General features: G+C 41.0%; 19 protein-coding genes, 1 tRNA gene and 1 pseudogene. 16 read left to right on the forward strand and 5 right to left on the reverse strand.

The window, feature by feature from the left end; genetic code table 11:
• Positions 1–138 precede the first annotated feature (138 nt).
• From EQG61_RS03275 to EQG61_RS03290, 4 genes are all read right to left on the reverse strand, one after another.
• Positions 139–1,497: an alpha-amylase family glycosyl hydrolase gene (locus EQG61_RS03275; protein WP_129460459.1), complete on the reverse strand. Its 1,359-nt coding sequence runs from the start codon at positions 1,495–1,497 to the stop codon at positions 139–141.
• A 494-nt stretch (positions 1,498–1,991) separates the two neighbouring features.
• Positions 1,992–2,065: transfer RNA gene (locus EQG61_RS03280), tRNA-Asn, on the reverse strand.
• An 83-nt stretch (positions 2,066–2,148) separates the two neighbouring features.
• Positions 2,149–3,495, reverse strand: coding sequence for an RIP metalloprotease RseP (rseP, locus tag EQG61_RS03285; RefSeq protein WP_129460687.1), 1,347 nt, complete (start codon positions 3,493–3,495; stop codon positions 2,149–2,151).
• Positions 3,496–3,570: 75 nt separating this feature from the next.
• Positions 3,571–5,490, reverse strand: coding sequence for a M1 family aminopeptidase (locus EQG61_RS03290; RefSeq protein WP_129460460.1), 1,920 nt, complete (start codon positions 5,488–5,490; stop codon positions 3,571–3,573).
• A 189-nt stretch (positions 5,491–5,679) separates the two neighbouring features.
• Here EQG61_RS03290 and serS point away from each other — a divergent pair, with 189 nt between their 5' ends.
• The 11 genes and pseudogenes from serS (at position 5,680) to EQG61_RS03340 (ending at position 14,801) form a co-directional block, all read left to right on the forward strand.
• Positions 5,680–6,951: a serine--tRNA ligase gene (gene serS / locus EQG61_RS03295; RefSeq protein ID WP_129460461.1), complete on the forward strand. Its 1,272-nt coding sequence runs from the start codon at positions 5,680–5,682 to the stop codon at positions 6,949–6,951.
• Positions 6,952–7,027: 76 nt separating this feature from the next.
• The gene (locus EQG61_RS03300) at positions 7,028–8,803 is read left to right on the forward strand and encodes a tetratricopeptide repeat protein (RefSeq protein WP_129460462.1); all 1,776 of its coding nucleotides are present in this window, start codon (positions 7,028–7,030) and stop codon (positions 8,801–8,803) included.
• Positions 8,804–8,889: 86 nt separating this feature from the next.
• Positions 8,890–9,213, forward strand: a complete 324-nt coding sequence (locus tag EQG61_RS03305; protein WP_129460463.1) for a DUF4286 family protein — start codon at positions 8,890–8,892, stop codon at positions 9,211–9,213.
• Positions 9,214–9,222: 9 nt separating this feature from the next.
• Positions 9,223–10,002: a 16S rRNA (adenine(1518)-N(6)/adenine(1519)-N(6))-dimethyltransferase RsmA gene (gene rsmA / locus EQG61_RS03310; protein WP_129460464.1), complete on the forward strand. Its 780-nt coding sequence runs from the start codon at positions 9,223–9,225 to the stop codon at positions 10,000–10,002.
• Entirely contained in the window at positions 9,992–11,344 is a 1,353-nt protein-coding gene (gene mgtE, locus EQG61_RS03315) for a magnesium transporter (protein ID WP_129460465.1), read from the forward strand. Before rsmA ends, mgtE begins: the two co-directional genes overlap by 11 nt.
• Before the next feature lie 54 nt (positions 11,345–11,398).
• Positions 11,399–12,346 (forward strand): annotated as a pseudogene (locus tag EQG61_RS03320) (2-hydroxyacid dehydrogenase); the annotation flags it as partial.
• Positions 12,338–12,757: a VOC family protein gene (locus tag EQG61_RS13930; protein WP_394345557.1), complete on the forward strand. Its 420-nt coding sequence runs from the start codon at positions 12,338–12,340 to the stop codon at positions 12,755–12,757. The pseudogene EQG61_RS03320 and the gene EQG61_RS13930, both read left to right, overlap by 9 nt.
• A 57-nt stretch (positions 12,758–12,814) precedes the next feature.
• Complete coding sequence (locus EQG61_RS03325; protein WP_129460467.1) at positions 12,815–13,153, forward strand: TM2 domain-containing protein; 339 nt, start codon at positions 12,815–12,817, stop codon at positions 13,151–13,153.
• Positions 13,154–13,166: 13 nt separating this feature from the next.
• Entirely contained in the window at positions 13,167–13,571 is a 405-nt protein-coding gene (locus EQG61_RS03330; protein ID WP_129460468.1) for a DUF2752 domain-containing protein, read from the forward strand.
• Entirely contained in the window at positions 13,568–14,014 is a 447-nt protein-coding gene (locus EQG61_RS03335; protein ID WP_129460469.1) for a hypothetical protein, read from the forward strand. The genes EQG61_RS03330 and EQG61_RS03335 overlap by 4 nt, the downstream gene beginning before the upstream one ends.
• Entirely contained in the window at positions 13,998–14,801 is an 804-nt protein-coding gene (locus EQG61_RS03340; protein WP_129460470.1) for a M48 family metallopeptidase, read from the forward strand. Before EQG61_RS03335 ends, EQG61_RS03340 begins: the two co-directional genes overlap by 17 nt.
• Before the next feature lie 45 nt (positions 14,802–14,846).
• On the opposite strand, the gene EQG61_RS03345 is transcribed toward EQG61_RS03340, so the two are convergent.
• Positions 14,847–15,887: an aldo/keto reductase gene (locus EQG61_RS03345; protein WP_129460471.1), complete on the reverse strand. Its 1,041-nt coding sequence runs from the start codon at positions 15,885–15,887 to the stop codon at positions 14,847–14,849.
• A gap of 134 nt (positions 15,888–16,021) precedes the next feature.
• On the opposite strand from EQG61_RS03345, the gene EQG61_RS03350 reads away from it, so the two are divergent.
• The 5 genes from EQG61_RS03350 to EQG61_RS03370 all read left to right on the forward strand — a co-directional run bounded on the left by EQG61_RS03350 (position 16,022) and on the right by EQG61_RS03370 (position 23,614).
• Positions 16,022–16,702 carry a response regulator transcription factor gene (locus tag EQG61_RS03350; RefSeq protein WP_129460472.1) on the forward strand — a complete coding sequence of 227 codons (681 nt, stop codon included), beginning with the start codon at positions 16,022–16,024 and terminating at the stop codon, positions 16,700–16,702.
• Positions 16,699–18,063: a sensor histidine kinase gene (locus EQG61_RS03355; RefSeq protein WP_129460473.1), complete on the forward strand. Its 1,365-nt coding sequence runs from the start codon at positions 16,699–16,701 to the stop codon at positions 18,061–18,063. The genes EQG61_RS03350 and EQG61_RS03355 overlap by 4 nt, the downstream gene beginning before the upstream one ends.
• Positions 18,064–18,145: 82 nt before the next feature.
• Positions 18,146–19,396: a TolC family protein gene (locus tag EQG61_RS03360; protein ID WP_129460474.1), complete on the forward strand. Its 1,251-nt coding sequence runs from the start codon at positions 18,146–18,148 to the stop codon at positions 19,394–19,396.
• A gap of 12 nt (positions 19,397–19,408) precedes the next feature.
• Positions 19,409–20,494, forward strand: coding sequence for an efflux RND transporter periplasmic adaptor subunit (locus EQG61_RS03365; RefSeq protein ID WP_129460475.1), 1,086 nt, complete (start codon positions 19,409–19,411; stop codon positions 20,492–20,494).
• Positions 20,495–20,512: 18 nt separating this feature from the next.
• On the forward strand, positions 20,513–23,614 hold the full coding sequence (locus EQG61_RS03370) for an efflux RND transporter permease subunit (protein WP_129460476.1): 3,102 nt from the start codon (positions 20,513–20,515) through the stop codon (positions 23,612–23,614).
• Positions 23,615–23,651: the final 37 nt, after the last annotated feature.

Below are 23,651 nucleotides of genomic sequence, written 5' to 3' on the forward strand. Positions count from 1 at the left end.
AGCCCGCTACAAACATATAAAAAAATACGGTTTTGGAATTCGTTTAACCGTTTCTTTATACAGGTAGTTTTACAACAGCAAACCCATTGATTAGATATACAAAAAAACCACCCGTGAAGGTGGTTTTTTTGTGTGGGTTTAATTATAGCGATACACCGCATAGCCCCAAGCGGGTAGGGTGCGGGTTTTGGCATCGATTTCAAGGGTTTTTTGGGTAAAAATATCGGTGACCTTGCCATGCAGTTTAGGGTCGCTCAATTGTAAGTTTTGGGGTGTTTTCGAAAAATTGAGCAGTACTAGGATTTTCGCACCGTCTTTTTCTCGAGTATAGGCATAGACCGCTTTGGGGTCGCCTGCTTTTACCTTTGCGAATGCGGCATTAGCGGCTAAAGCTTTGCAGTTTTTGCGCAAGTCTTGTAGGGTAGTGTAAAAAGCAGCACGTTTTAATTCTTTAAACGACATGGGGTCTTTATCAAAAAATTTTAGGGCACGCAACACGGGTTCTTCTTGACCGCTGTACACCAACGGAACGCCGTTTTGCATGGTTTGGGTAAATACCGCAAATGGTGCGTGGACTTCTTTAGGGAAGGTGCCGAAGTCGGCGTGATTCCAACTGTTTTCATCATGGTTGCTGGTAAAATACAATTGGATGGTATTCTTTGGGTACATTTTTGCATTTTCAGCAACGATACTATCGAGTCCGAATGCGGGTCGGTCGCCTTTGGCAATTTTCTCCATCATTTTAAACATGTGCCAACCGTACACGGCATCAAAACCACTTTTGGGTAAGTAGGTGCTGTCGCCTTCTGCGAGGAAGAACATGTTTTTCATTTTCTTAAGTTGGGGAATTGATTTTTTCCAGAATCCGGCAGGTACATTCCACGCTACATCACAACGGAAACCATCGATATCGGTTTCTTTTACCCAGTATTTCATGGCGTTGATCATGCTGTCCTGCATGACCGGGTTTTTAAAGTTCAACTGACGAACATCGGCCCAGTCAAATGCCACGGCAGCCTTTCCGTCTTTGCCTTGCACATAAAAATCGGGATGGTTTTTTAGCCAGGCATGGTCGGCACCGGTATGGTTGGGTACCCAGTCGATGATAACTTTCATGCCGCGATCGTGAATGGCTTTCACTACGTTTTTAAAATCTTCAAGAGTACCAAACTCGGGATTGATTTTACAATAGTCGGACACCGCATAATAGCTACCGAGCGACCCTTTGCGATCCACTTTACTAATAGGGTTGATGGGCATAAACCAAATGGTTTGCACGCCCATTTTTTGTAAGCGGTCCAAGTGTTTAGCAAAGGCATTGAGAGTGCCTTCTGGAGTATATTGACGAATATTGACTTCGTAGATGTTGCCTTGCATGATCCAAGTGGGATGACCGTCGGTGCGCTCAGGCACTTCAACTTCTGTTTTGTTGGGTTGGCACCCTATAGTAGCGAGTGTTAAGGCAATGGCCAGGATAGAAAAATAGAGGTTTCGCATATTTAATGTTTTGAAGCTCTAAGATAGGGAATTTTTCCTGACTAGTCTTAAGACGTTAGAGTGACTAGTAACCCGATGGCGCGGATTTTCAATCCCGATAGCGCGGATTTTCAATCCGTGCCATCGAGTTTCAAGAAAGCAGCTATCTATTAAATAGCACATATCCCTGACTGATAGCTGAAAACTGATAGCTGAAAACTGATGACTGATTCCTGCCTACTGAATATACTGGTATAGCTTTTCTGAAAAAAGAATGTAGACAAAAAACATAGGCGAATAGATTACATAAATTAAAAAAGCCCTCACATTGCTGTGAAGGCTTTCTGTTGCTATAACTGACGCGACAAACTAATTTTGTGGTACCTGACTGCCACTGGCAGTCCTCCTTTTAATTTCAAATCCCTCTTGGGCTCCCCGAATCGTTCCTCTCGGGGTAAACTTCTCGCCCTGCGAGGGAAATAAAAAAACCCGACACTTTCGTATCGGGTTTTTTGCTCCCCCTCTTGGGCTCGAACCAAGGACCCTCTGATTAACAGTCAGATGCTCTAACCAACTGAGCTAAGGAGGAAGATGTTATATCTTTTAAGCGGTTGCAAAGATAAGACGGAATTTCATTTATGCAAACATTTTTCGAAAAAAAATCAAAAAATTTTACTTTCCAAAAATGGCTTTGTACACGTCGTTACCATTAGCAAACAGTAGTAATCCAATAAGAATCACAAAACCAACCATTTGGGCTTTTTCCAAGAATTTGTCGCTGGGTTTACGGCCGGAAATCATTTCATACAATAAGAAGATCACATGACCGCCGTCTAAGGCTGGAATGGGTAATAAATTCATAACCCCCAACATAATCGACAAGAACGCAGTGATGCCCCAAAAGGCTTGCCAGCTCCATGTAGAGGGAAATACTTTGAAAATCGCACCAAAGCCTCCCACGCCTTTGTAGGCACCTGTACTTGGGTTGAAAATGGCTTTCAATTGACGGCCATAACTTGTTAGTTGATTCACTCCCGTTTCAATACCAATCGGAATGGATTCGAAAAAGCTGAATTTTTCATGTTGGATGGTATAAAGTCCCATTTTTTCCATGTCCTCGGCCGGAATCACAGAAGCGTAGGCAATCCCCATTTTCCCTTCTTTGTTGATGGTTACGTTAAGAGGCGTAACTACATTATTTCTTTTTACAACCACAGGAACTGTTTTGCCTTTGTTTTCTTTTAAAAGCGGCAAAACTTGGTCTACATAGGTTATTTTTTGACCGTTAAATTCGGTCACAATATCTTTTTCTTTTAAAACCGATTTGTTGGGTGAATTGGCGGGAACTTCCGAAATAATGAACGGAATACGCAAGTTGACCAATACCCCTTTTTCGGTTTTCATCAATTGGTCAATCAGATTTTCAGGCATTTTCAGCACGGTATCTTTACCTTGACGGTTGATGGTAATCTCTTTGGCCAAAACCAAATGTCCGGCAATTTCATTGTAGCGTTCAATCGGTGCTTTGTCAATACTTACAATTTTATCCCCATTACGAAGTCCGGCTTTCTCAAGCACGGGGTTGGTAATCCATAACCCTTGTTTGATGTCGGTATTGGCGATATATTCTTGGCCGTAGTAAAACGTCATACCAATGTAAATGATAAAGGCCAAAATGAAGTTCACGATCACACCGCCCAACATGATAATTAAACGTTGCCAAGCCGGTTTGGAGCGAAATTCCCAGGCTTGAGGTTCGCCCTGCATTTGCTCGGTGTCCATGGATTCGTCAATCATTCCGGCGATTTTGACATACCCGCCCAGTGGCAACCATCCAATGCCGTATTCGGTTTCCCCGATTTTCTTTTTCAATAACGAAAATTTGACATCAAAAAACAGATAGAATTTTTCTACCCGTGTTTTAAAAAGTTTGGCAGGGATGAAGTGCCCCAATTCGTGAAGAACGATTAATATCGATAAGCTCAGTAAGAACTGACATAATTTAATTGCAAATTCCATGTATCCTTTTCCTAATTCAATGAGGCGCAAAAATAGTATTTTTTGCCCCCTTTATTTTTATGCGTGTAATGAATTCTAGTTTTTTATCAATTTTTTATGAAAGACGCCCTCGTTGGTCGTAATTTTTACTTGATAGGTTCCGTTGGCCAAGGCACTCATATCCCATTCATAGGCCTCGGTTTCCAATACCATTTGTCCCAAGGTATTGTAGATTGTTACGGTTTCTAAGGTAAAATCATTCGGCATTTGCAAATGGGCCGTTTGATGCGTTGGATTGGGATAAACCGCTAGTGCATTGCTGTTGACAAATGTTTCATTGCCTAAGGTAGCGGAACTGTTTTTAGAAATAATATGTTTTTTAGGGTCAAATTGCACACCAGTTACTGTAAAAGGAACATTCACCAAAAACTCTTCTCCGTCATAAGTATTGTCCAAAACGACATCCAAAGTTTGTCCGCCACTTCCGGTCAAACGAACAGGAACAGGCATTTCAAAATAGGTTACACTTGCATTGGATTGGGTTTGATTAATGGTGATTTTGGCTTGACCACCGCCCCAGTTTTGAGCGGTAATGCTGTAAATAGGATAGCCTTGGTTGTACACCCAGTCGTTAAAAAATTCAGTTAGACTGTTACCATATACCGTTTCCAAATGCACTTGTAGGTGCGGGGTTTGTGCATATTTATAGGCTAATACTGGGTCTGCCAAGTAATTTTTTAAACCTTGTAAAAAGACGGCATCGCCCAATTTGAACCGCAACATGTGTAAGACCATGGCGCCTTTGTTGTATGACAATCGACTACTAAAAATACGATTGGCATTTAAGGCTTCAGTATCGGTTAAGTACACCGCTCCACCCGTTTGTGAAGTAATGTTGTTGATCATATTGGTTTTGTCTGCGATGAACGCCGACTCGCCGTCAAAATTCTCAATAACCATCGAGGCCAAATAGGTGGCAAAACCTTCATTTAACCAAATGTCTTTCCAAGTTCCACAGGTCACTTTATCGCCAAACCAATGGTGCGCGAGTTCGTGGGCAATCAATTGACGACTGAAATTATTCATGAAAGAAACGGTAGTGTGTTCCATACCACCGCCCCAACCAAACTGGGCATGTCCGTACTTTTCTGTGTGAAAAGGATAGGTTTCAAAGGTGTTTTCAAAAAAGTCCATAATGCCAATCGTTTCATCCATTTGCGCTTGGGTGGTGGCATTGAAATTTTCAGGATAAACATAATTTACGATCGGGAAAGTATTGGGTGGCGTTCCTGCCGTTTGGGTGTACACGGTATAATTGGTCACCGCAAAGCAAATTAAATAAGCCGGAATCGGATATCCATGGTGAAAATGAGTGGTTTTTAAAGAACCGTTTACCGTTTGGGATTGTTCCAAACCATTCGCTACAGCTACATATTGTGAAGGCGCTGTGATAAAAATGTCAACCGATTCAATTTTATCATTCAAATCTTGTTTACACGGCCACCAATCGCGTGCCCCAAAGGGCTCAGATAAAGTCCACATTACGGGTGTACCCGCATGAGTAGCTGCTTCAAAAGAATCAAATCCGCTGGGCGGCGGAGTGCCGTTGTAGGTGATTTCTACTGTTGCTGAACTTCCTGCGGCTACAGTTGAAGGCAATGTAATGACCAATTCTTCGGAGGCATTTTGCACAAAGGCCAAGTTGGTCGTATTCTGTTTTACTGCCGTTACGGTCAACTCGTTCATCAAGTCAAACGTCACGGTATTCATATTTTGTAAGGCAGTAAACGTGGTGGTGACTTTCCCGCTCACAGTAGGTGAGGAGGGGTTTACCGTCAATTCAATTTTATGGTAGGTTACATCGTAGTTAGCCGTGTTGGGATTAATAGCCACGCTCATTGTTGCCGAAGCCGCTTTACGCTCAGCATTCACCATTTCGTTAAATTCTTCAGAATTGGTTTGCGCTAGTCCAAAGACACTACTAAACAATAAGGGTAAGAAGTAGATTTTTCTCATGGGTTTATTTAGAAATTTTTGCGAATGTATGAAAAATAACAGCATACTATTGATAATCAATTGCTAAAATGCGGTATAAAATTGACAAATTTCAATTCTACAGCAATCAAAAAATGGCCTGTTTTACATAAACAATTATCGGAAGCAATTCCCTAACTTTGCCCACTGAAATTTAACACCCATAATCACATGTTACAGATTGCTGTTATTCGAGAAAATCCTGAGAAGGTAATTGCGGCGCTGAATCGCAAGCACATGGATGCCAAAGGTATCGTAGAGGAGATTTTACAATTGGATGAAAAACGCCGCAGTTCGCAAGCGTCGTTAGATAACGTATTGGCCGAATCCAACAAGCTGTCCAAAGACATCGGGATGTTGATGAAAAATGGTGAAAAAGCCAAAGCGGAAATTCTAAAACAAAAAACGACGAATCTTCGTGAAGAAAGTAAAGTTTTATCCGAGCAATTGGATGCATATGCTACTCAATTAACGGAGAAATTATATTTACTTCCCAACCTTCCTGCAGATATTGTTCCCGAAGGAAAAACACCTGAAGAAAATTTGAATGTGTTCCAAGAAGGTGACATTCCTGTGTTGCATGAAGGCGCATTACCGCACTGGGAATTGGTGAAAAAATACGATATCATCGATTTTGAATTGGGCGTAAAAATTACCGGTGCAGGTTTCCCTGTTTACAAAGGAAAAGGCGCGCGTTTGCAACGGGCTTTGATTTCGTATTTCTTAGATAAAAATACCGAAGCGGGTTACCAAGAATACCAAGTACCGCATTTAGTGAATGAAGCTTCAGGTTACGGAACGGGTCAGTTACCCGATAAAGAAGGTCAGATGTACCATGTAGGTTTGGATGATTTGTATTTGATTCCGACCGCTGAAGTTCCTGTAACCAACTTATTCCGTGATGAGTTGTTGAGTGAATCCGATTTGCCGATTTTGTGTACAGGATATACGCCTTGTTTCCGTCGTGAAGCGGGTTCGTATGGCGCTCATGTTCGCGGGTTGAATCGTTTGCACCAATTTGATAAAGTGGAAATCGTGCGCATCGAACATCCAGATAATTCCTATGCGGCTTTAGACGGAATGGTAGACCACGTGAAAAATATCATGCGCGAATTGAAGTTGCCGTACCGAATTTTACGTTTGTGTGGCGGGGATATGAGTTTTGCTTCGGCCTTAACCTATGACTTCGAAGTGTTCTCTACAGCGCAAGACCGTTGGTTGGAAATTTCTTCGGTGTCAAATTTTGAAACTTTCCAAGCGAATCGTTTGAAATTACGCTTCAAAGGGAAAGACGGCAAAACGCAATTGGCACATACATTGAACGGTAGTTCATTGGCGCTTCCACGCGTGATGGCCGGAATCATCGAAAACTACCAAACTCCCGAAGGTATTGTAATCCCCGAAGTATTGCGTCCGTATACCGGATTTGATATCATCAACTAATATTCGTTAAGAAACCTTAAAACATGTACTAGACTGACACTTTTTGTGTTATTTTAGTACATTGTTTTTTTATCCTATGAAACGATTTCTACTTTTCATTGTTTTCGGTCTGTCCCTGACTGCCTTCGCTCAAAACGAGCAGTTGGCTCAGAATTATTTTGACCGGGGCGAATTTGAAAAAGCGCTCGTGAGTTATGAGGAATTATTAAAATCACAGCCACACAATTTCAATTATTTTCAACGCACGGTGGAATGTTATCAGCAATTGCAGCAGTTTGATAAAGCCGAGAAATTGATTTTGGAACGCTTGGAAATGTATAAACAAGGGAGTTTTTTGGTAGAATTGGGGTATAATTTTCAATTGCAAAAAAACACTGAGAAAGCCAAAAAGTACTACGAGCAAGCCTTGGATAAGATTCGCAAAAACCACAATGAGGTGTTCCAAATTGCTTATGCATTCGATAAAAAAAGTTTGACCGATTACGCGATTCAATCCTATGAATTGGCGTTGACACTCGAACCCAAATACAACTTCAATTACCAGTTGGCATTGCTGTATGGACAAAAAGGCGACTTGGATACCATGATCGAGAAATTCTTGACGGAATCTTACAGTAATCCACAGAGTTTGGTGATGGTGCAAAACCAGTTGTCGCGTTTTATGAATGAAGAGGCTAATGTGACCTTCAACGATGCCTTACGCAAAGCTTTACTCGGTCGCATTCAGAAAACACAAGATTTGTTTTGGAATGATTATTTGAGTTGGTTTTATGTCCAACAAAAAGAATACAGCAAAGCTTTTATTCAACAAAAAGCCATTTACAAACGCAGTCCGGAATCGTTTTCCAATATTGTGAATTTGGCGCAATTGGCGATGACGGAAGGCGATCAAGAAGCTGCCCAAGAGATTTTGCAATTTATTTTGGATAATACCAAAGATTTGGATTTGCAAATCAAAGCGCACACCTATTTGATTGAATTGCGTATCAAAAAGGCACAACCTGCCGACTATCCGGCGATTGCTCAAGAATTGGATTTGCGCATCAAGCAATTTGGGGTAAGTCCGTATTCTCTTTCGCTTTTACAATTGAAAGCTAAATTTGCCGCTTTTCAGCAAAAAGATACAGAAACTGCCAAGTTCATTTTGAAAAATGCTTTAGAAATGCCTTTGAAACGCGAAGAAATCGCTGAGGTAAAAATGGATTTAGCAGATATTTTATTGTTGGAAGAAAAGTTCAATCAAGCCCTAATTTATTACGCGCAAGTCGAAAATGAAGGCGGTAATAGTCCGACAGGACAAGAAGCGAGTTTGCGCGTGGCCAAAACCAGTTATTACAAAGCGGATTTCAAATGGGCCGAGCACCAATTGAATGTGTTGAAGTCGGCGTCTACCCAGCTAATCGCCAATGATGCCATGGATTTGTATTTGCTGATCAGTGACAATACGGTGGCGGATTCGACCCAAACGGCTTTGAAGAAATTTGCCCGTGCCGATTATTTGCTGTACCAAAATAAAAAAGCAGAAGCATTGCAGGCGTTTCAAACTATTTTGAAAGAACACAAAGGGCAGGAAATCGAACCCATTACGCTTCTTCGCATTGGAAAATTAGAAGAAGAACAAAATAATATTCCGCAAGCCATTGCGAGCTACCGTCAAATTATTGACCAACATAAAGAATGCATTTATGTAGATGAAGCGACGTATTTTGCTGCAGAATTATACAATAAAACAGGGGATGCTGAAAAAGCCAAACCGCTTTATGAAGACCTTATTTTGAACCATGAAGACAGCATTTACTATGTGGATGCCCAGAAAAAATTCAGACGTCTTCGCGGAGACAAAGAACTCTAAGGAATTATTATACATTTTGAATTATAAATTGGAAATGTAAATCGGGACGAAAATGCCCTTTGCATTAAAGAATTTAAAAAACATACATGATACTATACAATGTAACCATTAACATTCACGAAAGCGTTCACGACCAATGGATGCGCTGGATGCAAACCAAACACATCAACGACGTATTGGCTACAGGGAAATTTTCTTCGGCGCGTATGGTCAAAGTTTTGGTAGAAGAAGAAATGGGCGGCGTCACTTACGCCATTCAATACACTACCGATAGCATTGAAACGTTGCAACGGTATTACGACGAAGATGCCGCGCGTTTGCGTGATGAAGGACAAAAATTGTTTGGTGACAAAATGTTGGCCTTTCGCACGGAATTGCAACTGATTTCGGAGCATTTTCAAAATAACTAAAACATACCCATGAATCAAGTTAGAGCCAAAAAACATTTAGGTCAGCACTTCCTGACCGACGAGACCATTGCCCGTCGCATTGGCGATACCTTGTCCTTGGAGGGTTACGATACCGTACTTGAAATTGGACCCGGAATGGGTGTTTTGACCAAGTATTTGTTGGAAAAAAACACCGACACGCACGTCATTGAAATCGATACCGAATCGGTTGACTATTTGTCCCAACATTACCCGAAATTACACGGAAAAATTCTGTCTAAAGATTTCTTGAAACACGATTTTTACAAAGAATTTGACGGAAAACCTTTTGCCATTACCGGCAATTTCCCCTACAATATTTCGACGCAAATTGTATTTAAAATGTTGGAAATGCGCGACCGTGTTCCCGAGTTTTCAGGAATGTTTCAAAAAGAAGTAGCCGAACGCATTTGTGAAAAAAAAGGGACGAAGGCCTATGGTATTTTGTCCGTTTTAGTGCAAGCCTTTTACGACGCCGAATACTTGTTTACGGTTTCCGAAGACGTCTTCAATCCACCTCCAAAAGTGAAGTCGGGTGTGCTTCGTTTGATCCGAAAATCCAATTACCATTTGGACTGCAATGAAAAAATGTTGTTCAATGTGGTAAAAACCGCCTTTAATCAACGCAGAAAAACGCTTAGAAACAGTTTAAAATCCTTAAATTTGCCCGATTCTTTGCGGGAAGATTCTATATTTGACCTTCGTCCGGAACAATTGTCCACCGAAGATTTTATCGAATTGACCCGAAAAATTGAGGCCTATGCAGTTTAAAATCAGTAAAGAATTACTGGATCAAATCGATAATTTGATTCTGCACAATAAGGAGCGTGAACTGCACGACCTCCTTAGCGAACTGCATTATGCCGATATCGCCGAGATCATGGAAGAACTCGATGATAATCAGGCTTCTTACATCTTTAGCATCCTCGATTCTGAAAAAACAGCCGATGTCCTCATGGAAATCGACGAGGAACTCCGTGTAAAAATTCTTAAACGGATGTCGGCCAAAGAGATTGCCGAAGAAATCGACGAACTCGATACCGACGACGCTGCCGATATTATTGCCGAACTCCCTCAGAGCAAAAAAGAAGAAGTAATCTCCGAGCTCGAAGACGTTGAACACGCCAAAGACATTGTGGATTTGTTGCGCTACGACGAAGATACTGCCGGGGGTTTGATGGGAAAAGAGTTGGTGAAAGTCAATGAAAATTGGAATGTGCTAACCTGCGTCAAGGAAATGCGCTTGCAGGCCGAAAATGTTACTCGTGTCCATTCCATTTATGTGGTCGACGATGATAACCGATTAAAAGGACGTTTGTCGTTAAAAGATTTATTGACCACTTCGACCAAAACGCCCATTAGCGACGTCTATATCAAAAAAGTGGATTACGTTCGGGTGAATACGTCCAATACCGAAGTGGCGCGCATCATGCAGAAATACGACTTGGAAGCGATTCCCGTGGTGGATGAAATGGGCCGACTCGTAGGGCGCATTACCATTGATGATATCGTGGACGTGATTAAGGAAGAAGCCGACAAAGATTACCAGTTGGCGGCCGGTATCTCGCAAGACGTTGAGGCGGATGACAGCATTCTCGAACTCACCCGTGCGCGTTTACCTTGGTTAGTACTTGCCTTGTTTGGCGGATTTATCTCCGTACATACACTTGGGTTGTTCGAACCCGCCATGAAAGAACACGGACAGTTGTTCTTTTTTACTCCATTAATTGCCGCGATGGCCGGAAATGTGGGCGTACAATCTTCTGCGATTATCGTGCAAGGTTTGGCGAATAACTCCATCAGCGGTTCGTTGTGGAACCGACTACTTAAAGAAATTTCTCTTTCGTTGTTAAACGGAATCATCTTAGCTACTATCTTGTTTTTGGGAAGTCATTTTCTCCTAGGCTATGCCACGCAAATTGGCGAAATCATTGCCGTAGCCTTGATTTCAGTGATTGTCATCGCTTCGTTGATTGGAACGTTTATACCGTTATTGTTGGATAAAATGGGTATCGACCCAGCATTGGCCACGGGACCTTTTATCACCACCAGTAACGACATTTGCGGGATTTTGATTTACTTCTCCATCGCTCGTTTGATTTTAGGATTCTAGGTCCGATTTCCAATTCCCCTTTCTTATCTTTGTTTGGAATCAAAAGCACACGTTTTGAAACCATCCGCTATTCGTATTTTACATTTGGATTCCAATCATCCCTTGCTTTGGGAACAATTGGAAGCTGCCGGTTTTTTGAATGAAGCCGATTATACTTCAGACAAAGCCACTGTGGAAACCAAAATTGCCCACTACCACGGCATCGTCATTCGCAGTCGTTTTAAAATTGACAAAACCTTTCTCGACGCAGCGACTCAACTGCAGTTTATTGCTCGGGTTGGCGCTGGTTTAGAAAGCATTGATATCGAATATGCCCAACAAAAAGGCGTTCATTTAATTGCCGCTCCAGAAGGGAATCGCAATGCGGTGGGTGAACAAGCCTTGGGGATGTTGTTGTCCTTAATGAATCAATTGAATCGTGCCGATCGCATGGTGCGCCAAGGGCAATGGGTGCGCGAAGGAAACCGCGGGTATGAGTTGGAAGGCAAAACCGTCGGGATTATTGGGTATGGGAATATGGGGAAATCATTGGCCAAAAAACTGCAAGGTTTTGAGGTTAAAGTGCTTTGTTATGACATCCAAGAAAATGTAGGCGATGCATTTGCCCAACAAGTCGATTTGGCCACCTTACAAGCCGAAGCCGATGTGTTGAGTTTGCACATTCCCTGGACGCCCGAAACAGATAAAATGGTGAACGCTGCTTTTATACAGCAATTTGCCAAACCCTTTTGGTTGATCAATACTTCGCGTGGGAAAAATGTAGTGACTGCCGATTTAGTCACGGCCTTGGAATCAGGGAAAATATTGGGAGCAGGTTTGGATGTATTGGAATATGAAAAACTCTCGTTTGAAAGTTTGTTTACCGATGACAACCGCCCCGAAGCATTAGCCTATCTTTTACAATCAGAAAAGGTTTTGTTGACGCCGCATATAGCGGGGTGGACTTTTGAAAGTCATCAAAAATTAGCCCAAACCATTGTAGATAAAATTAAAATGCACTACGGATTGGCCGAGCAAATAGTACCCGAACAACCCCGAGTTACTGGCTTGGGTGGGTTTTTCTTTAAATCCAACAATCCAAAAGCATTGCGCGAATGGTACGGAACGCATTTAGGAATTCCTGTGGATGATTACGGTTGGTCATTTTGGTGGAAAGATGCCCAAGGGCAAGATGCCATGACGCAATGGTCGCCTTTTGAGGCGGGATCGGACTATTTTCAACCCAGTGAAAAACCGTTTATGCTAAATTATCGAGTAAGCGATTTGGAAGGATTGTTGGAAAAATTAGCTGCTCAAGGTGTAACAATAGTGGGGGAACCGCAGTCGTATGACTATGGAAAGTTTGGTTGGATTATGGATCCTGAAGGAAACAAAATCGAACTTTGGGAGCCAATAGATAGTGGTTTCAAATAATTTTCTTACTTTAGAACCGACAAGCTGAAAAATTATATCAACCTAAAAACAAAAATTATGGATTCACAAAAAGTAGACATGTTCATGATGGCTAATTCAAAATTCTTCGAAGCACATCATTTACCTGCTATTCGCGAGCGTTTATTAAGTTTAGACGAGTCAAAATGGGCTATGGTTCAAACTACTCAATTCAAAGACCCTACTACAAGTTTAATCATCTCTTTATTAGCGGGTGGTTTAGGAATTGACCGTTTCTACATTGGAGATACGGGATTGGGTATTGCGAAGTTATTAACCTGTGGTGGATTAGGAATTTGGAGCATTGTGGACTGGTTCTTAATCATGGGTGTAACACGTGAGAAAAACATGGAAAAATTCCAAAACGCTTTATACTAAAAGCTAAAAAAATATGACCCGAAATCGGTTGTACACTATCGTCATGATTGTCTCCATTTCGGGTTTGTTTTATTTAATTTACAGTTATTTTAGAGATCCAGATACCGGTGTTGGTTTATGCCTTTTCAAAAATGCAACCGGTTATCCTTGTCCGTCTTGTGGTACAACCCGTTCAATAAAACATTTGTACCAAGGCGAATTTTACAAAGCCATGATGACCAATCCATTGGGTTATGTAATGGCAATTGTTATGCTTGTCGTACCGTTTTGGGTAGGCTATGATTATGTTACCCGTAAATCGGGATTCTTTTATTTTTATCAAAAGTCAGAGGCTTTCCTTCGTAAACGCCCTGTTGCAATTGTATTAATTGGCTTGGTTCTTGCCAATTGGATTTGGAATATTTATAAACAGCTATGATTCAAAACCTCAATTTTCCCTATAAACCCTCTGAGCACGAAGCCGAAAAAGCATCCAACAGTTATTTGATGTCTTTAGTTGCTTTGGTCGCGGGGTTGCCGTTGCCTATTATCAATTTAATAGCCACGTTTTTCTTTTTTATTGCCAACCGAAAAGGCACCTATTTTGTGCGTTGGCATTGTACCCAAGCCTTGTTTTCCCAAGCGGGCTTGTTGTGCATGAATAGCTTTGGTTTCTGGTGGACCATTGACATTATTTTTTATAATTATCCGATTTCAGGTTCGTACTTCGCTTATCTGTTTACGGTAATTCTATTCAATATCACCGAATTTATATCGACCATATATTTAGCCGTGACTACCCGAAAAGGAAAACACGTCGAATTGTGGTTTTTTGGTCCTTTAACAAATTTAATCTGTAAGCCCGATGCATCAGCTCAATAAAGTTATTATTCAAGGAATTGTCCTTTTGGCCTTATTTTTCGGTTTGTTTTTTGGATTATCCCAAATCGATTTTATCAAAGTATTCCATATCAAGCAAACGAAATTGAATACCGCAAGTAAATTGGGTGATGTGCTTTGGAAACAAGTAGAAGAAAGTGAAATCATTATCCATAATGATACCTTACAAAAAACCTTGGATTCTTTGATTTCTCCAATTCTAGAAGCCAATGATATCCCAAAAGATTCCATTCATTTGCACCTTGTCGAAAACAGTCAGGTGAACGCCTTTGCCATGCCAAATAATCACTTGGTGGTGTATACCGGTTTGATCAAAGATTGTAAAAAACAAGAAGCGCTACAAGCGGTTTTGGGTCACGAAATTGCGCACATTCGCAAGAATCACGTGATGCAAAAGTTATCCAAAGAAATCGGGTTGTCGGTATTGCTATCGGCCTCAGGCGGGAATGGCGCATTAATTCGTGAAATACTCAAAACACTTTCTTCATCGGCGTATGATCGCGCGTTGGAAAAAGAAGCCGACTTAACCGCGGTTGATTATTTGATGAAAGCCAACATTAACCCGAAACCCATGGCTGATTTCATGTACCAATTGGCCCAAAAAGACGTTATGCCCGATGGTTTTGGTTGGATTTCAACCCATCCCGAATCCGAAGATCGCGCCCAATATATCCTCAGTTATGTAAAAGGTAAAAAAATAGGCAATAAACAAATGCTCAGCTCAAAAGGCTGGGAAACGTTTAAAGAACGTATTGCGGAAGAAGACTAAAAGTAAAAAACAAAAACCTGACACTTACGTCAGGTTTTTTGTTTTTTAAGGAGCAGGGTTGGGATGTAATTCCTGTATTTTTTGAATGCCGGCTAACACGTCATCAGAGAGTTCGATCGAAAACGCATCGAGGTTTTCTTTTAATTGTGCCAAACTCGTAGCGCCTACAATGGTTGAGGTCACAAACGACTGACGGTGTACAAAAGCTTCCGCCAATTGCACCAAAGTTAGACCGTGTGCTTCCGCTAATTCTTTATACAAACGCGTTGCTGTAAAACAGTTTTCGTTGGTGTAGCGCGTGAAATTGGGGAACAACTTCATTCGCGAATTTTCGGGATAGCCGTTTAAATATTTTCCTGATAAAAATCCGAAAGCCAAAGGAGAATATGCCAATAAGCCCACACCTTCGCGGTAGCACAATTCGCTCAATCCCACTTCAAACAAGCGATTCAACAACGAATACGGATTTTGAATCGTCGCGATGCGCGGTAATCCATGACGCTCACTTTCTTGTAAGAAACGCACCACGCCAAACGGATTTTCATTGGAAACGCCAATATGTTTGATTTTCCCTTCTTTGATTAAACCGTCAAAAACCTGCAATACTTCCAAAATATTGTCTTGCCATTGGGTGTCAAAATCGGTTAACCCGCGTTTCCCAAACATATTCATTATGCGTTCGGGCCAATGCATTTGGTACAAATCAATATAATCGGTTTGGAGGTTTTTCAAACTCAAATCTACCGCTTCGTGCAAACTCTTTTTGGAAAAATCCAACGGCTGACGAATGTATTCCATGCCGCGGTTGGGTCCGGCAATTTTCGTTGCCAACACCAATTTCTCGCGTTCACTCGCCCCAATTTTCTTAATCCAAGTCCCAATAAATCGTTCGGTACTTCCAAAGATTTGCGCATTCCCGCCGATGGGGTACATTTCGGCCGTATCGATAAAATTAATCCCGCGCTCAATGGCGTAATCCAACTGGTCATGGGCTTCAGCTTCGGTGTTTTGGTTACCAAAGGTCATCGTGCCGAGGCAAATCGTACTCACTTTCACATCGGTACGGGGAAGAGTCGTGTATTTCATGGTTTGGGTGATTGAGGCACAAAAGTACACAATTCTAAAAAAGGCGGTTAACGAACTTTTGTTAAACAAACCTGAAAAATACATAGAAGCGATACTTGAAATATGTAATTTTACTTTTTATAAATCCGCAAGTCATGAAAGCCCTTTTAATGGAAGATGATTTGGTGTTGTCCAAAGAAGTGGTTCACTTTTTACACCAAATGCAGTTTGAATGTGATGCCGTTTTTGATGGAGAAACCTTTTTTCGCCAACAGAAATCAGGGGGCTATGACATTTATTTATTAGACATCAATGTGCCTAAAATTAACGGACTGGATGTGTGTAAAAAAATCAGGGAGACGGATGCGACAACGCCCATTTTGATGTTGACCGCTTACCGCGATATTCAAGACAAACTGGATGCGTTCAATATGGGCGCCGACGATTACTTGGTGAAACCGTTTCATTTTGACGAATTGTTTGTGCGCATTCAAGCCTTATTGCGTCGCAGCAGTCAGCCCCAAGAAGCCAAAGAATTGATTGTTATCGGCGATTTAGAAATAGATGTTCGGGAACAATCAGCCAAACGAGCCGGTCAGAAAATCGAGTTGACGCCGAAAGAATACCAACTTTTACTGGTATTAGCAAAAGCCAACGGACGCACCTTGTCCAAACATTCGATTTCGGAACAAATGTGGGACAATCATTTTGATAGTAATCTCAACACGATTGAGGTGTACATTAATTTTTTACGCAAAAAATTGGATAAAAATTTTGATTCCAAACTCATCCATACCCGTCCAGGATTTGGGTATTATTTAGCGGAACAAGCATGACCTTAAAACGAAAAATTGCCATTAATGTATCCATTGCCTTTTCGATTTTATTCGGATTGGCGGCCACTTACATTTATATCAGTTTTTCCAATTTTAGGAAAGAAGAATTTAAAGATCGCTTGACCGAAAAAGCGTTGACTACCGCCAAGTTGTTGTTGGAAGTAAAAGAAATTGACAACACCATTCTCAAGTTAATCGATCAAAACACCATCAACAAACTCTACAACGAAAAAACCTTGGTGTTTGATGGTCAGTATAAATTGGTCTACCAAAGTTTGGACGATTCCAAAATCAAGTATACCAAAGATGATTTGGTAAGGTTGAACAATGAAAAATCATTTTATAAAGTCAATGGCGACCAAGAGCTTTTAGGAATTTATTTGCCTTTTGAAAACACCGATTACTATGTGTTGATTTCAGCGCAAGACAAATACGGATATTCTAAGATGCAGTACTTGTTGTATTCCTTAATTATTACGTACATCATCAGTATTACGCTGGTTTGGTTGCTGACCTATTTTTTCATCAAAAAATTATTGCAACCCTTGGATGAATTCCAAAAAACAATCACGACCATTTCTGCCAATGCTTTAAATATTCATTTGGTCGAAAATCAAAGTCACGACGAAATCAATTTGTTGACCAAAGCCTTCAATCAAATGTTGAATCGTTTGGAGTTTTCCTTCAATACCCAAAAAGAATTTACGTCCAACGCATCTCATGAATTGTATACGCCGCTTACGCGAATTTCATTGCAGTTGGAAAACTTAATGAACGCGGGTAACCATCCCCCAGAAACCGAGCAGTATTTGAAAAACATCAATAACGATGTGCACCAAATGGCGGATTTGATTAATTCCTTACTCTTGTTGGCCAAATTAAATCAGGATGAAATTGGCAAGAAATTGGAAACGTTACGCGTGGACGATTTGGTTTTTGATGCTTATAGTCAGATGCAACGCAACTTCCCCGATTTCACCATGCATTTTGAGTTGGAAGATAACGAAGCGGTTGACAATGCTTTCGAAATTCATGGGTTTAAATCTTTGCTGCAAATCGTCATCGTGAATCTTTTAAAGAATGCTTACTTATATTCTGAAGATAAAAAAGCCACCGTATTGATTCAGCAACCCGATGCTTCAACCACGCTTGTAACGGTTAAAAATTCCGGAAAAACACTAACTGCAGAGGAGCAACATAAATTGTTCCAACCTTTTGCGCGGGGAGAAAATTCGGCCAACATTCATGGCTCCGGATTGGGATTGCGGATTGTAAAACGAATTTTGGATTTTCATGGAGCCGAAATTCAGTATACTGCAGACGGCAAAACGAATCAATTTCAAATCGTATTTTCAGCCTAAAATTTCATTTAAGGTAAAATTAAGTCGGTTGTAAGGTCACTTTAAGGTGGATGCCGAAATTTTGTATCGTAAAACCTACGATATGAAAACCTTTACGTATTTATCGTTTCTCTTGTGTACCATCGGGATGATGGGACAACAAAAGTTGACGCTTCAAGATTGCGAACGTCAATTCTTAGACAAAAATTTAATGCTTCTCGCCAGTCACTACAACATTGACCAAGCGCAAGCGGCAGTCCTGCAATCCAAAATTTGGGATTTACCACAAGTAGGCGGTGAAGTCAATGCTTGGGCGCCCAACAATGATCAAAAGTTTTTTAATGCGGGAAAAGAAGGTCAGAAAGCCGCCTACATTCAACAGGTGATTAAAATTGGGGGCCAGCGCAAAAACCAAATTGAATTGGCTAAATCCAATGCCGCTATTACCCAATTGGATTTTGACCAACTACTTCGGGATTTAAAATTTCAATTGCGTACCGCTTTTTTTGCCATTTACTTCGACACCCAATCCATTGCCGAAATTGACAAACAACGGGACAATTTAAAAACATTGATTGATGCCTATTCGTTACAAACCCAAAAAGGCAATGTGTCGTTAAAAGACTTGGTGCGCTTACAGAATTTGTATTTGAGTTTAAAAAGCGACCGCAATGCATTGATGACGGAAATTTTGGACAACAAAAACGTACTCATTACACTTTTAAATTCAAATGACATCAATTTAACACCGGCGCCAACTCCACAAGAATTGGAAGTCTATCAAGCCGGATTGCTTTACCAACCCGAACAGTTGCAACAAATGGCTTTAACCAACCGCCCCGATGTTTTGCGCAGTCAAAAAGTATTGGAAGCCGACAATTGGAACATCAAATTACAAAAGTCGCTTGCCTTGCCATCGATTACTTTGGGCGCAGCCTATGACCAACGCGGAGGGGCTTTTAATAACCAAACCAATTTGACGTTGGGTATTCCATTACCGCTTTGGAACCAAAATAAAGGCAACATCAAAATTGCCAAATTTCAATTGGATCAAGACAAGGCCGGAAACCAACAAAAGAATTTGGAAGTCCAAAACGAAGTGACCACAGCCTATCAAAAGTACGTCGAGTTGAAAGATAGCTTTGTATCATCTCGCAGTCCGATTGCTCAAGATTTGGAAACCGTTTATCAAGGAATTTATACCAATTTCAAGAAAAGCAACATCAGCATTTTGGAATTTACCGATTTTATGGAAAGTTATAATTCCAGTGTTATTACACTAAATCAATTTCATAAAAACCTAATCAATGCCTGTGAAACGCTTAATTACGCCACAGCCGCTAAACTTTTTTAAAAACCAAATCGTATGAAAACAACCGTTTTAAAATATACCCTTATTGCCTCCTTAGTTGTTTTGGTTTCTTGTTCTAAAAAAGAAGAAACTGAGAAAAAAGAAGTATTTCAAATCACCGATGTGATGCTGAAAACGACTCAATTTGCCAAAGTAGAATCCCAACAATTAAAAAATGAGTTGCGCTTTTTTGGAAAGATTAGTGCCGACAAAAACAAAATGATTGAGGTCTATCCTGTAGTGGGAGGTAATGTAGAAAAAGTCTATGTCGAATTGGGTGATTACGTAAAAAAAGGACAAATTATGGCCACCATCCGCAGTACAGAAGCGGCCGGTTATGAAAAGGATTTGCAGGATGCCCGCAGTCAGGTTCTGGTGGCCAAAAATGCCCTGAAAGTCGCCCAAGAAATGTTTGAAGGGAAGTTAGTGACCGAGAAAGAAGTGTTGCAAGCCAAAAGTGATTTGTCTGTGGCCCAATCGCAGCTCAATCGCATGCAACAAACTTATAAAATCTACAACCTCAAACCGGGCTCGATTTACCAAGTCGTAGCACCGATTAGCGGGTATGTAATTCAAAAAAACATCAATCAGGATATGCAATTGCGCAGTGATCGCACCGACAATATTTTTGACGTAGCCGATACCAATGATGTTTGGGCGATTGCCAATGTGAACGAAAGCGATATCAATCAGGTGGGCTTGGGCATGGACGCTTCGGTTTCTACGTTATCCAATCCCGATAAAAAGTTTTCGGGTAAAGTGGATAAGATTTTTAAAGTGATCGATCCTGAAACCAACGCCATGAATATTCGTGTGGTGTTGAATAATTCCGCGTCACTTTTGGTACCCGAGAGTAAAGCCACGATTAACGTGTCTTATAAAGAAAACAAAAGTATGTTGGCGATACCTGCTTCGGCTTTAATTTTTGACAACAACAAAAATTATGTGATGGTGTATAAATCCAAAACCAATTTGGAAACCCGTCCTGTGGAAGTTTTTCGCCAAGTGGGCGATATCGCTTATATCGCTTCGGGATTGAACGAAGGAGAAACGGTGATTACACACAATCAGTTGTACTTCTACGATGCATTAAATGATTAATCCAAAACCAACTACACTATGAATCGTTTTATTCGAAATATCATTGCTTTTTCCCTAAAAAATAGAGCGTTTACGTTCTTTTGGGTCGGCATCATGGCCATCAGTGGGTTTTTGGCTTTTAAAAATATGCCTATTGAAGCGTTTCCCGACGTGACCAATACGCAAATCATCATTATCACCCAATGGAATGGGAAAAGTGCCGAAGAGGTAGAGCGTTTTGTTACAACGCCTATCGAGTTGTCAATGACTTCCTTACAGAAAAAAACCAGCGTGCGCAGTACGTCCATGTTTGGGTTGTCGGTGATCAAAATCATTTTTGATGATGGAGTGGATGATGCCTTTGCCCGTAATCAGGTTAATAACCAATTACGTAACGTGAATTTGCCCGATGATGTCGAACCAGAAGTGCAACCGCCTTACGGGCCAACAGGTGAGATTTTCCGGTATACGTTGGAAAGTAAAACCCAAGATTCACGCTATTTGTTGACCATTCAAAATTGGGTGGTGGACCGTGCTTTGCGCTCTGTTCCTGGGGTAGCCGATATCAATGCTTTTGGGGGACAAACTAAAATTTTTGAAATCAGTGTGGATCCTCGCAAATTGGAAAAATACAAATTAACACCACTTCAAGTGTACGATGCGGTAAGCAAAAGCAACTTGAATGTGGGCGGTGATGTGATTGAAAAAAATGGACAAGCCTATGTAGTTCGCGGTATCGGCTTGTTGCAATCCATTCCTGATATTGAAAATATTATTGTCACCCAAGATAACGGAAATCCTGTTTTGGTGAAAAATTTAGCGACCGTAAATGAAGGTTCGATGCCCCGTGTGGGTCAGGCCGGATTAAATGATAATGAAGATGTGGTCGAAGGAATAGTGGTGATGCGCAAAGGCGAAAATACGCCTCAAGTCTTGGAACGCGTAAAAGAAAAAGTGCACGAACTTCAAACAAAAGTATTACCCAAAGATGTAGAATTGAAAGTTTTCTACGATCGGGATAATTTAATGGAATTCTGTACGCATACAGTAATGCACAATTTGGTCGAAGGAATTCTTTTAGTAACCTTGATGGTCTTGCTATTCATGGCCGATTGGCGAACAACTGTGGTGGTTTCGATTATCATTCCACTAGCGTTGTTGTTCTCGTTCTTCTGTCTGAATTTGATGGGCATGAGTGCCAATTTATTGTCGTTGGGTGCAGTCGACTTCGGAATCATCATCGATGGCGCCGTCGTCATGGTCGAAGGGCTCTTTGTCATGCTCGATCACAAGGCGGCACAACTCGGCATGGAGAAATTCAATAAACTCGCTAAAGGCGGTTGGATTAAAAAAACAGGAACCGAAATGGGGAAAGCGATTTTCTTCTCCAAAATGATCATCATTACGGCCTTGTTACCCATTTTCTCTTTCCAAAAAGTAGAAGGAAAAATGTTCTCACCATTGGCCTATACACTTGGGTTCGCCTTGTTAGGCGCCTTATTGTTCACCTTGACCTTGGTGCCTGTTTTGTCGCATATGTTGTTGAATAAAAATGTGAAAGAAAAAAACAACAAGTTTGTGGATTTCTGGAATCGAATTGTAGAAAAAGGGTTCCGATTCACCTTTCACCACAAACGATTAACCTTAACAGTTGCCATCGGGATTTTAGCGGTCACTTTGGGTTTGGCGAAGTTTTTAGGAACCGAATTCTTACCGCCGTTGAATGAAGGGGCTTTGTGGGTAACAGCTGAAATGCCAATGAGTGAAAGCTTAGAGGAAAGCGTAAAAATGGTAAAAAAATTGAAAAATGAAATTGTCAGTTTTCCTGAAGTCAATGGCGTGTTGACACAAACCGGAAGAAGTAATGACGGGACCGATCCTAGTGGATTTTATTTTGCACAAATGCAAGTGAATCTGAAACCAAAATCCGAATGGAAACGCAAAATTTCCATAGATGAATTGGTAGATGAAATGGATCATAAATTAAAAAAGTATCAAGGGATTACCTACAATTATTCCCAACCCATTATTGATAATGTAGCAGAGGCCGTGGCTGGGTTTAAAGCTTCCAATGGGGTAAAAATATATGGGGAAGATTTAAAGAAATTAGATAGTTTATCCAAAATTGTGCTCGATCAAATCAAGAATATTGATGGTGTAAAAGAACCAGGAATCATTCGCAATATCGGTCAGCCGGAGTTGAGTGTGACGTTGGATAAAGAGAAAATGGCCGCGTATGGTGTATCTATTGCCGATGCGCAAGCAGTGTTGGAAATGGCTTTTGGCGGAAAAACAGCGACACAGAAGTATGAAGGCGAACGCAAATTTGATATCCGTATCCGGTACGATAAAGATTACCGAAAAGATTCCGATGATATGGGGAATTTGATGGTGCCTACCTTGCGTAATACCAAAGTCCCACTTAAAGAGATTGCCGAAATTAAAGCGGCAACAGGGGCTGCCTTTGTATATCGTGATGATTTAAAACGGTATATTGGAATCAAGTTTTCTGTTCGTGACCGCGATTTGGGGAGCACTATTGCTGAAGCACAAGAAAAAGTTGCTAAAAATGTAAAATTACCAGAGGGTTATCAATTGGGATGGATTGGTGAATTTGAAAACCAAGTGCGTGCCACCAACCGTTTAGGACAAGTGGTTCCTGTAAGTTTGATTTTGATTTTTGTCTTGTTATTCATCATGTTTGGAAAAATCAAAGATGCGGCATTGGTCTTGGCGAATGTTCCTTTCGCCTTGATTGGCGGGATTTTGGCGTTGCATTTAACCGGAATTAATTTCGGGATTTCTGCCGGAGTTGGATTTATTGCCTTGTTCGGAATTTGTATTCAAAATGGGGTGATATTGATCTCTGAGTTCCATAAGAATTTGAAAGCGAATATGGATATGGAAAACTCCATTTTACAAGCGGTGAAAGTGCGTACGCGCCCTGTTGTTATGACGGCTTTGATGGCGGCTATTGGTTTGATGCCTGCTGCGCTCTCCACCGGAATTGGATCAGAATCCCAAAAACCATTGGCGGTTGTGATTATCGGTGGTTTGATTTCAGCAACGATATTAACGTTATTGGTATTCCCCATTATTTTCTGGGTATTCAATCGTGTAAAAAATGAAGAAATAATTTAAAAAAAAGAAGCGCTAAAGCTAGTTAAACGCAATGATA

This window comes from Flavobacterium stagni (assembly GCF_004122105.1).
GTDB lineage: Bacteria > Bacteroidota > Bacteroidia > Flavobacteriales > Flavobacteriaceae > Flavobacterium > Flavobacterium stagni.